General features: G+C 62.7%; 11 protein-coding genes and 1 tRNA gene. 10 read left to right on the forward strand and 2 right to left on the reverse strand.

The features are described from left to right. Positions 1 to 12 precede the first annotated feature (12 nt). From nuoN to AC0L3O_RS07845, 8 genes are all read left to right on the forward strand, one after another. On the forward strand, positions 13 to 1,449 hold the full coding sequence (nuoN, locus tag AC0L3O_RS07810; RefSeq protein WP_091594340.1) for an NADH-quinone oxidoreductase subunit NuoN: 1,437 nt from the start codon (positions 13 to 15) through the stop codon (positions 1,447 to 1,449). A 4-nt stretch (positions 1,450 to 1,453) separates the two neighbouring features. Beyond that, a complete protein-coding gene (locus AC0L3O_RS07815; RefSeq protein WP_287230301.1) occupies positions 1,454 to 2,275 on the forward strand; it encodes a biotin--[acetyl-CoA-carboxylase] ligase in 822 nt (273 codons plus the stop codon). 117 nt (positions 2,276 to 2,392) lie between these two features. Continuing rightward, on the forward strand, positions 2,393 to 4,063 hold the full coding sequence (locus AC0L3O_RS07820; RefSeq protein WP_287174687.1) for a ribonuclease J: 1,671 nt from the start codon (positions 2,393 to 2,395) through the stop codon (positions 4,061 to 4,063). A gap of 105 nt (positions 4,064 to 4,168) precedes the next feature. Beyond that, positions 4,169 to 4,573, forward strand: coding sequence for a methylmalonyl-CoA epimerase (gene mce / locus AC0L3O_RS07825; RefSeq protein WP_287230295.1), 405 nt, complete (start codon positions 4,169 to 4,171; stop codon positions 4,571 to 4,573). Then, positions 4,570 to 4,854 (forward strand): DUF1467 family protein, encoded by a 285-nt coding sequence (locus AC0L3O_RS07830; protein ID WP_023798870.1) that lies wholly within the window; start codon positions 4,570 to 4,572, stop codon positions 4,852 to 4,854. Before mce ends, AC0L3O_RS07830 begins: the two co-directional genes overlap by 4 nt. Before the next feature lie 578 nt (positions 4,855 to 5,432). Further along, positions 5,433 to 6,761 carry a proline--tRNA ligase gene (proS, locus tag AC0L3O_RS07835; protein WP_473615292.1) on the forward strand — a complete coding sequence of 443 codons (1,329 nt, stop codon included), beginning with the start codon at positions 5,433 to 5,435 and terminating at the stop codon, positions 6,759 to 6,761. Continuing rightward, positions 6,758 to 8,044 carry a lipoprotein-releasing ABC transporter permease subunit gene (locus AC0L3O_RS07840; protein ID WP_023798872.1) on the forward strand — a complete coding sequence of 429 codons (1,287 nt, stop codon included), beginning with the start codon at positions 6,758 to 6,760 and terminating at the stop codon, positions 8,042 to 8,044. The genes proS and AC0L3O_RS07840 overlap by 4 nt, the downstream gene beginning before the upstream one ends. Then, entirely contained in the window at positions 8,044 to 8,724 is a 681-nt protein-coding gene (locus AC0L3O_RS07845; protein ID WP_036269595.1) for an ABC transporter ATP-binding protein, read from the forward strand. The genes AC0L3O_RS07840 and AC0L3O_RS07845 overlap by 1 nt, the downstream gene beginning before the upstream one ends. A 334-nt stretch (positions 8,725 to 9,058) precedes the next feature. On the opposite strand, the gene lipB is transcribed toward AC0L3O_RS07845, so the two are convergent. After that, the gene (gene lipB, locus AC0L3O_RS07850; RefSeq protein ID WP_473615293.1) at positions 9,059 to 9,802 is read right to left on the reverse strand and encodes a lipoyl(octanoyl) transferase LipB; all 744 of its coding nucleotides are present in this window, start codon (positions 9,800 to 9,802) and stop codon (positions 9,059 to 9,061) included. 180 nt (positions 9,803 to 9,982) lie between these two features. On the opposite strand from lipB, the gene AC0L3O_RS07855 reads away from it, so the two are divergent. Further along, positions 9,983 to 10,067, forward strand: a tRNA-Leu gene (locus AC0L3O_RS07855). Positions 10,068 to 10,348: 281 nt separating this feature from the next. Here the strand turns inward: AC0L3O_RS07855 and AC0L3O_RS07860 are convergent. Further along, positions 10,349 to 11,278, reverse strand: a complete 930-nt coding sequence (locus AC0L3O_RS07860) for a dihydrodipicolinate synthase family protein (protein WP_287230292.1) — start codon at positions 11,276 to 11,278, stop codon at positions 10,349 to 10,351. A 409-nt stretch (positions 11,279 to 11,687) separates the two neighbouring features. On the opposite strand from AC0L3O_RS07860, the gene AC0L3O_RS07865 reads away from it, so the two are divergent. Then, positions 11,688 to 13,400, forward strand: coding sequence for a GH32 C-terminal domain-containing protein (locus AC0L3O_RS07865; RefSeq protein WP_287230290.1), 1,713 nt, complete (start codon positions 11,688 to 11,690; stop codon positions 13,398 to 13,400). The last annotated feature ends 1 nt before the right edge of the window (position 13,401 follow it).

Below are 13,401 nucleotides of genomic sequence, written 5' to 3' on the forward strand. Positions count from 1 at the left end.
GGTTTGCGAACCATGACGCCGGACCTTCTCTCCAGCCTGTCGCTGTCGACGCCAGAGCTGATCCTCGCCGTCGGCGCCCTGGCGCTGCTGATGCTCGGCGCCTATTCGCGCGCCAACACCACCACCACGGTCAGCGGCCTTGCCGTCGCCGTCCTGGTGGTTGCCGGCCTCTGGACGATCCTTTCCACCGGGCAGGGCAACGCTTACGGCGAAGCCTTCGTCCAGGATCCCTTCGCCCGCTTCATGAAGGTGCTGGCGCTGATCGGGTCGGCGGTGACGCTGGTCATGTCGATGCGCTTCGCCAAGGCGGAGCATTTCGACAAGTTCGAGTATCCGGTGCTGATCCTGCTGTGCACGCTCGGCATGATGCTGATGATCTCGGCCAACGGCATGATCGGGCTTTATCTCGGCCTCGAACTGCAGTCGCTGGCGATCTACGTGCTGGCGGCGATCAACCGGGACAATCTGCGCTCGACCGAGGCGGGGTTGAAATATTTCGTTCTCGGCGCGCTGTCGTCGGGCATGCTGCTCTACGGCATCAGCCTCGTCTACGGCTACACCGGCAACACCGGCTTCCAGGAGATCGCCGCAGCACTTGGCGGCGGCGAGCGGCAGCTTGGCCTGGTCTTCGGCCTGGTCTTCGTGCTGGCCGGCCTCGCCTTCAAGATATCGGCGGTGCCGTTCCACATGTGGACGCCCGACGTCTATGAAGGCGCGCCGACGCCGGTGACGGCCTTCCTCGCGGCGGCGCCGAAGATGGCGGCAATGGCGCTGATCGTGCGCGTCACCATGGACGCCTTCCAGCCGATCGCCGCCGACTGGCAGCAGATCATCGTCTTCATCTCGATCGCCTCGATGCTGCTCGGCGCCTTTGCGGCTATCGGCCAGACCAACATCAAGCGGCTGATGGCCTATTCCTCGATCGGCCATATGGGCTACGCCCTGGTCGGCCTCGCCGCCAACAGCCAGGCCGGCGTTCGCGGCGTCGCCATCTACATGCTGATCTATCTGGTGATGACGCTCGGCACCTTCGCCTTCATCCTCGCCATGCGGCGCAAGGAAGGCAATGTCGAACAGATCAGCGATCTCGCCGGGCTGTCGTCGACCAATCCGATCATGGCCACGATCCTGACCATCCTGATGTTCTCGCTGGCCGGCATTCCGCCGCTCGCCGGCTTCTGGGGGAAGTGGTACGTGTTCCTTGCCGCCATCAACGCCAACCTCTACGCGCTGGCGATCATCGGCGTGCTGGCCTCGGTGGTGGGCGCCTATTATTATCTGCGGATCATCAAGATCATGTGGTTCGACGAACCGGTCGGCGGCTTCGTGCCGATGGCGACCGAGCTTCGCATCGTGCTTGGCGTCTGCGGCGCCTTCGTGCTGTTCTACGTGCTGATCGGCGGGCCGATCGGCACCTATGCCGAAGCCGCCGCCAAGACATTCTTCTGACGGGATGGCATTTCGGCTGGCTCCAACAGCGGCCTCGGAAGGGTTCCGGCTCGAGGCTCATGACACCGTCGGTTCGACCAATGCGCTGGCGCTCGACCATGCGCGGGCGGGAGATCCGGGCAAGCTCTGGGTCGTTTCGAAAAAACAGGAAAGCGGGCGTGGCCGGCGCGGCCGGGTCTGGGCGACGCCCGAGGGCAATCTGGCGGCGACCCTGCTGGTGGTCACCAATGCCGAGCTTCGCCTGGCTGCGACGCTCGGCTTCGTCGCCGGCCTGGCGCTGGCCGACGCGCTCGACGCCGTCGTGCCGAAGGGCAGGATCGCAATCGGCCTCGACGGCGGCAGCGATGGAAAAAACCGTTTCGAGCTGAAATGGCCCAACGATGTGCTCGCCTCCGGCGCCAAGCTTGCCGGCATCCTGCTGGAATCGGCGATACTCGAAGGGGATCGCTTTGCGGTGGCGGTGGGCATCGGTGTCAATGTTGCGGCATACCCCAAGGATTTGCCTTATCCCGCGACATCGCTTGGCGCGCTGGGCGCTGCTTGCGATGCCGAGACATTGTTTCTGGCGCTGTCGGATGCCTGGAGCGAGAATGCGCGGCTGTGGAACGATGGGCGCGGGCTGGCCGCCGTCAGGCGGCGCTGGCTGGCGCGTGCGGCAGGGCTTGGCGGGCAGGTTGCTGTCAGAATTGACGGTAATGTGGTGCGCGGCACGTTCGAGACCATTGACGAGGACTGCCGTTTCGTGATCCGCGACGATGAGGGTTCGGTTCTGACGATCGCCGCCGGCGACGTGCATTTCGGTGCGGTCGCGTCGGCCCAGGTTTGACAGGCCCCCCAGGTTTGGCAGGCCAAGGTTTTGACAGGCCAAGTTTTTTACGGGCTCAGGTTTGACTGGCCCCAGAGTTTGACGGGCTTGGGTTGACCGGCCAGGAAAGGAATGATCATGGCGACAGCGGAAAACGCCGAACTCGTCTTCGTGCCGCTTGGCGGCGTCGGCGAGATCGGCATGAACTTCGCCCTCTATGGCTACGGGCCGGCCAATGCGCGCGACTGGATCGTCGTCGATGTCGGCGTGACCTTTCCCGATGCCAGCCTGCCTGGCGTCGACCTGGTGCTGCCTGACACGCGCTTCATCGAGGAGAACATCGCCAATCTGCGTGGCATCGTCATCACGCACGCGCATGAGGACCACTACGGCGCGCTGCTCGACACATGGCCGAAGCTCAAGGCGCCGGTCTGGATGACGCCGTTCGGCGCTGGATTGCTGGAAGCCAAGCGGCAGGGCGAGCAGGGCGCACCAAAGATCCCGGTGACGATCTACCGCGCCGGTGAAAAGTTCAGCGTCGGCCCGTTCGAGATCGAGGCCATCCCGGTCGCGCATTCGATCCCCGAGCCGATGTCGCTGGCGATCACCTCGCCGGCCGGCACCGTCATCCACACCGGTGATTGGAAGATCGATCCGGCGCCGACGATCGGTCCGCTGACCGACGAGGCGCGCTTTCGCGCCTATGGCGACAAGGGCGTGCTGGCGTTGATCTGCGATTCCACCAATGCGCTGCGGGAAGGGGTGTCGCCGTCGGAAGTCGCGGTTGGCGAGGGCCTCAAGGGCGTCATCCAGAGCGCCAAGGGCCGCGTTGCGGTCACCACCTTTTCCTCCAATGTCGGACGCATCGTCTCCATTGCCAAGGCGGCACGCGATGCCGGCCGGCAGTGCCTGGTGCTCGGCCGCTCGCTGAAGCGGGTCATCGATGTTGCCGGCGAACTCGGCTACATGGATGGGCTGCCCGAATTCATCGCCGAGGAGGACTTTGGCTTCATCCCGCGCGAAAACCTCGTCATCATCTGCACCGGCAGCCAGGGCGAGCCGCTTGCGGCACTGGCGAAACTGTCGCGCGAGGAGATGAAATCGGTGTCGCTGACGGCAGGCGACACGGTGGTGTTTTCCTCGCGCACCATTCCCGGCAACGAGAAGGGTATCCTCGAGATCAAGAACCGGCTGATCGACCTCGGCATCAAGATCATCGAGGACGGTGATGCGCTGGTGCATGTCTCGGGCCATCCGCGCCGCAGCGAGCTGCGCAAGATGTATGAATGGGTGCGGCCGCAGATCGGCGTTCCCGTGCATGGCGAGGCGGCGCATCTGGTGGCGCAGGGATCGCTGATGTCGGTGTCCGGCATCGGCCAGGTGGCGCAGGTGCGCAACGGCGACATGCTGCGGCTCTATCCCGGTGCGGCGGCGATCATCGACCAGGTGCCGTTCGGCCGCATCTACAAGGACGGCAGGCTGATCGGCACCGACCAGGCGATGGGCATTCGCGACCGGCGCAAGCTGTCTTTCGCCGGCCATGTCGCGGTCAATGTCGTGCTCGACGACAAATATGAGCTCGCCGGCGATCCCGATCTGGTCGCCATCGGCGTCGCCGAGGCCGATGGCCGCGGCGAGAGCCTGGAGGACCTGATGATCGATGCGGCAATCGGCGCCGTGGACTCCATCCCCCGTCAGCGCCGAAGAGATCTCGACCTCGTGCAGGAGGCAGTGCGCCGCGCCGTCCGTGGCGCCGCCAATGAAGCCTGGGGCAAGAAGCCGCTGGTGACGGTGTTCGTCACAAGGTAAGGGAATAGGGGAGTAGGGCAGTACGGCAGTACGGCAGTAGGGGGAGAAAGTCGTTTTTCCCTACTCCCATACTGCCCTATTGCCTTACTGCCCTGAGGAAAACCAATGCTTGGACGCCTGAACCATGTCGCGCTTGCCGTGCCGGATCTGGCTGCGGCGACAGCGGCTTATCGTGACATGCTCGGCGCTTGGGTGACGGCGCCGCAGGCGCTGCCGGAGCATGGCGTGACGGTGGTGTTCGTCGATGTCGGCAATACCAAGATCGAATTGCTGGAACCGCTTGGTGAGGGTTCGCCGATCGCGGCATTCCTCGAGAAGAACCCCTCGGGCGGCATGCATCATCTGTGCTATGAGGTCGACGACATTCTTGCCGCGCGAGAACACCTCAAGGCCAGCGGCGCCCGCGTCCTGGGCGACGGCAACCCGAAGACCGGCGCGCACGGCAAGCCGGTGCTTTTCCTGCATCCCAAGGATTTCTTCGGCACGCTGGTCGAACTGGAGCAAGCATGAGCTGGGTTTCATTTCTCGCCCTGTTCTTCATCACATGGTGGGTGGTGCTGTTCGCCATCCTGCCGTTCAGCCTGAGGACGCAGGACGAGGATGAGGACGTGACGCTGGGCACGGTATCCAGCGCGCCGCGCGGACCGCATATGCTGCGCGCGGTGCTGCGGACGACGATCGTCACGCTGGTTCTACTTGGCATCTTTTATGGCATGACGCGGGGGCTCGGCCTCGGCATCGACGACATCCCGCACATCGTGCCGGATTTCAGCCGGAGTCCCGAAAACTAGACCGCCGGGTACGGCTGGCCACATCTTGCATGCGAGCACCAATCCGGGCTGGAAGCCGATGCAGGTTCCGAACCGGCTGTGCTGGCGCCAGGTAAAGCGGTTTAGCAATTTGTCGTGCTAACCAAATGATTGCACAAAAAAAATGCAAGGCACGAGGCCTTGCAATTTAAACGCGTCCGATCTGTTTCCGGTATCCGGCGGCAGCGAGTAACCGCGCCTAGATCGCATCCTCCCAAGACTTTGACCGCGTAGGAGAGCAGATTTCTTTCCGCCCTCTCGTTTATCGGCGCACATTAGACCAAGCCGGGTGAAAATGTCACGCAGAATTTTGCCCGGAAATAAGCAATCTCGTGCTGCACTGCACAATAGTATGGCAGGCGTTGCTTGCGAAACGACCAGCAAGGCGAACGCGGCACTGCGGCGCCTTTGCGACGCCCCAGTGGCCGCCCAGTTGGCTGCCAGTTGGCTTGGGGGGAGGCGGGTTTCCATTCCGTCATGAAATGGCTATGAAGCCGGGGCAAGCAAGCCTGCGCTGCGCCGATTCCGGTGCGGCAATCCTCTCTCTCACGGACCGGTCCATGCGTTTGTCGCGCTATTTCCTGCCTATCCTTAAAGAAAATCCGCGCGAGGCCGAAATCGTCTCGCACCGGCTGATGCTGCGCGCCGGCATGATCCGCCAGCAGGGGCAAGGCAGTTTTTCCTGGCTGCCGCTCGGCAAGAGGGTGCTGGACAAGGTCTGCCGGATCGTTCGCGAAGAGCAGGACCGGGCCGGCGCGCTTGAGATCCTGATGCCGACCATCCAGTCGGCCGAGCTGTGGCGCGAAAGCGGCCGCTATGACGACTATGGCAAGGAGATGCTGCGCATCAAGGACCGGCAGGATCGGGACATGCTCTATGGACCGACCAACGAGGAGGTGGTCACCGAGATTTTCCGCGCCTATGTGAAGTCCTACAAGGATCTGCCGCTCAATCTCTATCACATCCAGTGGAAATTCCGCGACGAGGTGCGGCCGCGCTTCGGCGTCATGCGCAGCAGAGAGTTCCTGATGAAGGACGCCTATTCCTTCGATCTCGACTTCGAAAGCGCCAGGGCGGCCTATAACAGGATGTTCGTGTCCTATCTCAGGACGTTCACGCGCATGGGGCTGCAGGCAATCCCGATGCGTGCCGATACCGGGCCGATCGGCGGCGACCTCAGCCACGAATTCATCATCCTGGCCGAAACCGGCGAGAGCCAGGTCTATTGCCATCGCGACTATCTCGCACTTGATGTGCCGGGGGCGGACACGGACTTCTCCAACGATGCCGAGATCGGCGACATCGTCAAGAAATGGACGACGCCTTATGCGGCGACCGACGAGATGCACGACGAGGCGGCGTGGGAGAAGGTCGCGACAAGCGACCGGGTCTCGGCGCGCGGCATCGAGGTCGGCCACATCTTCCATTTCGGCGACAAATATTCGAAGCCGATGGGCGCCAAGGTGACCGGGCCCGACGGCAAGGATCATTTTGCTTCCGGAGGTTCCTACGGCATCGGCCCGACGCGGCTGGTCGCGGCGATCATCGAGGCCAGCCACGACGACAACGGCATCATCTGGCCGGAGGCGGTGGCGCCTTTCGACATCGGCCTGATCAATATGAAAGCCGGCGACGCCGACTGCGACCGCATCTGCGATGAACTCTATGCAGCGTTTGTCGCCGTCGGCAAGGACGTGCTTTACGACGACACCGATCAGCGGTCGGGCGGCAAGTTCGCCACAGCCGACCTGATCGGGCTGCCGTGGCAGGTGATCGTCGGGCCGCGCGGCGTGGCCGCCGGCGAGGTCGAGATCAAGAACCGCAGGAACGGCGAGCGTGAGACGCTGCCGATCGAAGACGTGAAGAAACGCTTCGGTTTTGCCGGATGAGTGGAGCGGCAGCAGCTAAACCCATGGCCGCCGGAGCTTTTTCCGTGTTTGAACGCATGGTCGCGTGGCGCTATCTGCGCTCGCGCCGCAAGGAGACGGTGATCTCCGTCATTGCCTCGATCTCGTTCCTCGGCATCATGCTGGGCGTCGCCACGCTGATCGTCGTGATGGCTGTCATGAACGGCTTTCGCGCCGAGCTTCTGACGCGCATCCTCGGCGTCAACGGCCATCTGATCGTGCAGCCGCTCGACATGCCGCTGGAGGACTATGCGCAGATCGCCGGCCGCATCAACGGCGTGCCCGGCGTCCAATACGCCATTCCGCTGATCGACGGCCAGGTGCTGGCGCAAGGCAATGTCGGCGGCGGGTCGGGGGCGCTGGTGCGCGGCATACGCGGCGAGGACCTGGGCAAGATTTCAATCGTCGCCAACAATATCCAGCAGGGCTCGATCGCCGGCTTCGACACAGGCGAGGGCGTCGCCATCGGCAGCCGCATGGCCGACAATCTTGGTCTTGTGCTCGGCGACACCATCACGCTTATCGCCCCCGACGGCGATGTCACGCCGCTCGGCACGACACCGCGCATGAAGGGTTACCCGATCACGGCGATCTTCGAGGTCGGCATGTCGGAATATGACAGCTCCATCGTCTACATGCCGTTTTCGGAAGCGCAGCTCTATTTCAACATGGATGGCCGGGCCCAGGCGATCGAGATCTATGTCGACAATCCCGACAATGTCGACGCGCTGAAGCCGAAGGTCGAGGAGGCATCGCAGCGGCCGATAACCATGGTCGACTGGCGAGAACGAAACCGGACATTCTTCGATGCGCTGCAAGTGGAGCGCAACGTCATGTTCATGATCCTGACGCTGATCGTGCTGGTTGCCGCGCTCAACATCATTTCGGGGCTGATCATGCTGGTCAAGGACAAGGGCCACGATATCGCCATCCTGCGCACCATGGGCGCCACGCGCGGCGCGATCCTGCGCATCTTCCTGATGACGGGGGCGGCGATCGGCGTGGTGGGCACCCTCGCCGGCGTCCTGCTCGGCGTCGTCATCTGCCTGAACGTCGAGCGCATTCGCCAGTTCTTCTCCTGGCTGGCCGGCGAAAGGCTGTTCAATCCCGAGCTCTATTTCCTGAGCCAGTTGCCTGCCCGCATGGACGCCAGCGAGACGATCTCGGTGGTGCTGATGGCGCTGGTGCTGTCGTTCCTGGCGACGCTGTTTCCGGCATGGCGCGCGGCCAGGCTCGATCCGGTCGAAGCGCTGAGGTACGAATGATGGCCGATGCCATTATCGAGCTGAAGAGCGTCGAGCGGCATTATGTCCAGGGGCCGCGCAAGCTGACCATCCTCAACGGCGCCGATTTTTCGTTGAAGCGCGGGGAGATCGTGGCGCTGGTGGCGCCTTCGGGCACCGGCAAATCGACGCTGTTGCACACCGCCGGACTGCTGGAGCGGCCGGACGCCGGCGATGTCATTCTGGCCGGCCGCGCCTGCGGGCGGCTTTCCGACGACGAGCGAACGGCGATCCGCCGCAACGATGTCGGCTTCGTCTATCAGTTCCATCACCTGCTGCCCGAGTTCACGGCGCTGGAAAACATCATGATGCCGCAACTGATAAAAGGGCTGACGCGCAAGGAGGCTGCCGAGCGGTCGGCGCAACTGCTCGACTACATGCAGATCGGCAAACGCGCGCAGCACCGGCCGTCCGAACTGTCCGGCGGCGAGCAACAGCGCGTCGCCATCGCCCGCGCCGTCGCCAATGCGCCGCTGGTGCTGCTGGCCGACGAGCCGACAGGCAACCTCGACCCGGTCACTGCCTCCTATGTGTTCGAGGCACTGGGGGCGCTTGTCCGGCAGTCGGGCCTGGCGGCGCTGATCGCCACCCACAATCACGAGCTTGCCTCGCGCATGGACCGTCGCGTCACGCTGGCCGACGGCAAGGTTGTTCCGCTCTAGGTGTGCTGTCTGGCTGCATCTCCCACGCGCAGCCAGCGCGGAAACAGTGAAATCCGATCTCAACCTTTCCTTAACCGTGCCGAACTGAGCGCCCGAATTTCGCAACACGCTCTGACTGAGCCCGTTGACATTCGAACAAAATCAGAACAAAATGCGAACATACTGAAAACAGGAGAGCGTTATGACCGGTCTTGTTCAGGATGTCGTGTCACTGGTGTGCATGAGCACGTTTCTCATTTCCATGGCGATCTGGATCGGAGCGATGTGAGGCAGCGCGCCTCGTTCTTCACGGGTGAGGGGCTGCGTCGGAGCTCTGCGGTTCAGCGCCGCCTTGTCAGCCGGCCTTGCGGGCCGTTTCGACAAGCGGAGCTGCGGTGGGTCCGAAGACATCCTCGAAGGCGGATTTCAGCGCGAGATCAAGATCGGCCATTGCCAGGGGAAGGCCGAGGTCGACGAGGCTGGTGACGCCGTGGTCCTGCACACCGCACGGCACGATGCCGCTGAAGTGGCTGAGATCCGGCTCGACATTGATGGCGATGCCGTGAAAGCTCACCCAGCGCCTCAGCCTGATGCCGATGGCGGCGATCTTGTCCTCGGCGAGCGATCCGTCGGGCAGGGCGGGGCGATCCGGCCGCACCACCCAGACGCCGACACGGTTCTCGCGCCGTTCGCCGCGCACGTTGAAAGCGGCCAGCGTGCCGATGATCCATTGTTCAAGTGCCTCGACGAAGGCGCGGACATCCTCGCGCCGCCGCTTCAGGTCGAGCATCACATAAGCGACCCGCTGGCCCGGCCCATGATAGGTATATTCGCCGCCGCGTCCCGCCGCGAACACCGGAAAACGTTCGGGCTCGATCAGGTCCTCGATGCGGGCGCTGGTGCCGGCGGTGTAGAGCGGCGGGTGCTCGACCAGCCAGACCATCTCGCCGGCGGCGCCGCCTCGGATCGCTTCGGCACGCGCCTCCATCACGGCAAGCGCATCCGGATAGGCGGTGAGGCCGGGTTCGATCCGCCATTCGACCGGCGCCGAACCGGGCAGGGGCAGGAACGACGTGGCGATCTGGCTGCGTTCTGTCATGGTGTGTCTCGTGTCGCCTCACATATGGCGGCAATCGGGTGAAACGTCCAGTTGCGAGCGCGTTTCAGCTCTTTGGAGGGTTATGCCGAAGCCCGGGCAATTATTGCGCGACGCGCCCTTGTTTCGCTGGAAACGATTTGCTACACGCCGCGAGCCGGTTCGTTCCGGCTCCTACCACGTGCGGTCGTGGCGGAATTGGTAGACGCGCAGCGTTGAGGTCGCTGTGGGGCAACCCGTGGAAGTTCGAGTCTTCTCGACCGCACCAGCTTTATCCAATAAGCTGTTATTTTCATTGTGCGTTTTTTGTTTCCCTGCAGTCCTTCCAAGACTGTTTGTGCAAACTGAACACTGCGCGAACCCGTTGCTGTTTGGATGCGGAATGCCGCGCCCTGACCGCGTGGTTTGACCCGCCATCATATGCCAGCTGCTTCAAAGACCGAACCGTGCCGCGAAACGGACACGTGGGAATGCTCGGCGAAAAATGCGCTTTCCACGCAAGCGGCTGTATATTGATGTGATTGCGCGGCAAAATAGCCCGCTAGTGCATTATCTCAAGGCTTGTTTGCGGACGCGACTTTCCAGCCGCATGAGCAAATAATCGACCTCTTGTCTGGCCGCCGCCGACAATGCACTGCCCGGCTTGCGCTGGGCGTCCGACGCGATGGCGCCGCGCTTCATCATCACATATTTTCGTACCGCAAGCCCCACGCCGGGTTGCTGCTCATAGCGCAGATAGGGCAGGTGGGCGTCGAAAAGATCGTGCGCCTTGTCGCGCTCGCCGGCGGCGGACAGTTTCACCATGTCGACCAGCATATCGGGGAAGGCATAGCCGGTCATCGCGCCGTCGGCACCGCGCTCCATCTCGAAGTCGAGAAAGAGGCCGCCATTACCGGTAAGGATCGACAGCGGCCGCAGCGAGCCGTCCTTCTGGAAGCCGCGCAGCGCGCTGATCTTCTCCAGGCCCGGCCAGTCCTCGTGCTTGAGCATGAAGCAGGCCGGGTTGTCGGTGACGATGCGGCGGATGACGGCCGGCGCCATGATCACCGAGAGGGTCAGCGGATAATCCTGCAGGACGAAAGGAACATCCTCGCCGACCGCTTCGGATGCGTTGCGGAAGTAGGTGACGATCTGGTCGTCGGTGCGCAGCGCCGGCGGCGGCGCGATCATCACGCCCCGCGCGCCAAGCTCCATCGCGGCGCGCGCAAGGCTGCGCATGGCGGCGAAGCCGGGGGCAGAGACGCCGACGATGACCGGCAGCCTAGTGCGCGCCACGACACGTTTGACGATCTCGAGCGATTCGCCGGCGTCGAGCTTCGGGGCCTCACCCATGATGCCGAGGATTGTCATCCCATCGACGCCGCAGCGCTCGTAGAAATCGACCATCGAATCAAGCGATTCCCAGTCGATCTTGCCATCCGCCTCGAACGGCGTCGGGGCAATGGTGTAAACGCCTTTGGTGTCAGGGCCGATGGCCATGAGATCCTCCTAAATTCAGCTTTCAGTCATAGCGCAGGACCGACGGTCCGATCCAACCCGGCAGTCGGTCCGGACGGGCGGGGTCCCGGCCGTCGTTCCATTGTATGCGGACAACTGGTTGGCCGATCTGGACAATGGCTGCACGGGATTGCGCCGTGGGTCGAAACCCGCGGAAAAGAGAAGGTGTTGCGCCGTCGAACAATGCAGCCATGCTCTTTGCGCCGTCAACCTTCTTCCGCCGCGAGTTCAGCAATTGTAGGCGGCGATCCGTGCGGCGATTGACCTCAAGGACTGTCGATCCTGGGGAATGACTTTGCCAAAGTCAAAATCCAGCCTTAACCTTCTGCAATGCATTCCAGGTCGAGCATCCGGTTTTGCCTGGGAAAGCCGCACGCAACGGAGCCTATTTATGAGTGACAGCCAGGTAAGGATTGCGGCCGGGAACACCATTCGAAGCCTGCATGCCGATCTGCCGGTCAACGCCACCTTCCATATCTGGCTCAAGGCGACCAGGCCGGACGTTCCAGGCTCGCTGTCGTTTTCCAACGTTCGCGGCAAGTTCGGCGAGGTGAGCGTCGCGAACGCCGAAGAGCATGAATTCAGAATTTTTCACGTCTTCGGCGGCGGCAGTGTCGAACTGGATTACGATGCGGATCAGACCTCGGTTTCGGTTGCCTACTGGTTCGCATTGGCCGACGTGCTGGAGACAGGCATTACAGTTCTCCACACCAATCCGGGAAATGCCCCACCGAACATCCCCGACAGCTATCATTTTCGTCCGCCGTTCGGCTGGATGAACGATCCGAACGGATTTGGCCGGTTTGGTGGCCGCCCACATCTGTTCTATCAGCATTATTCGCATGGGCTTCGCTGGAACACGATGCATTGGGGGCACGCCGTCTCTTCGGATTATTTGCGGTGGCGTCACATGCCAATCTTCCTGTTTCCGTCGGAAGATCTTACTGCCAGGCCCGACAAACGGGGCGGTGCCTATTCCGGCTCGGCCATCCCGCTTGCCGATGGCCCGGGCATTCGCGTCTTTTTCACCGAGCAGGTACAGGACCGTATCCCGGAACAGCAGATCCAACTCACCGCCACTTCCAGCGACCTCATCATGGCGGGAGACGCGCACGTCATCCTGCCATACCGCCCGCTTGACCAGGGATTGACAGCGGATTTTCGTGACCCATACGTCTTCAGGGGACCGGATGGCCTTTGGAAAATGCTGCTGGGCAGCCAGAGCGATGAAGGCGGCGTTGTCCTGCTCTACGAAACCCGTGACCATACGGCCGCCACCGGATGGACGTATGTCGGCAAGCTTCTGGTCGAGAAACACTATCGGACGACGGCGATCGAATGTCCCTGTCTGCTGCCGCTCGACGGGCCTGCGACCGACCCCGCGACGCGCTGGGTCCTGATTCTCGGGCTGATGAACAGTGAAGACCAGTCGACCCGGCGCAAGAACCTGACAATGGCCATTGTTGGCTGGTTCGATGGTCGGACCTTTGCCAAGGAATTCGAACAGGAACTGGACTTCGGGACGGACAATTACGCCTTCCAGGCCTTCGCCGACGGCGATGCCATTGTTGGCATAGGCTGGCTTGCCAACTGGGCCGACACCGGACCGGCGATCGATTTTCCCACGGCCATGACATTGCCTCGCAATATCCATCTGTCTGCAGGCGAGTTGCACACCCCGCCCATCGGCGCTGCCGAGAGCCTGCGGAGCCATATTCTGGACCGGACACGCCTCGCAGCCGGAGAGCAGGTAAGCTTCATCAACGGCGCCGTCGAAATCCTGTTCGAACTCGAAAAGCCGGGTGCCCATTTCCACTTGAAGCTGCAACATCCAACCGTCCGCCTCGAGGTTGTCGTCGACGACGAGGGACTTGCCATTCGTCATGGAGACGACGCAGTGGAATCCCCTCACTATATTGCCAAGGGAGCCCGTCCAAAACGGCTGCGGATATTCCTCGACTACGGATCGATTGAGGTTTTTGCGGATCGCGGTCGTTGGGCTGGCACGAAACGGATCAGCGGGTTTGAGCCGGTGCAATCGGCACGTCTCATCGCCGAAACGGGCGCCATTCTACACGCGACGGTATGGGCCCTCAAACCGTGAC

It is taken from the genome of Mesorhizobium sp. WSM4810, assembly GCF_055811235.1.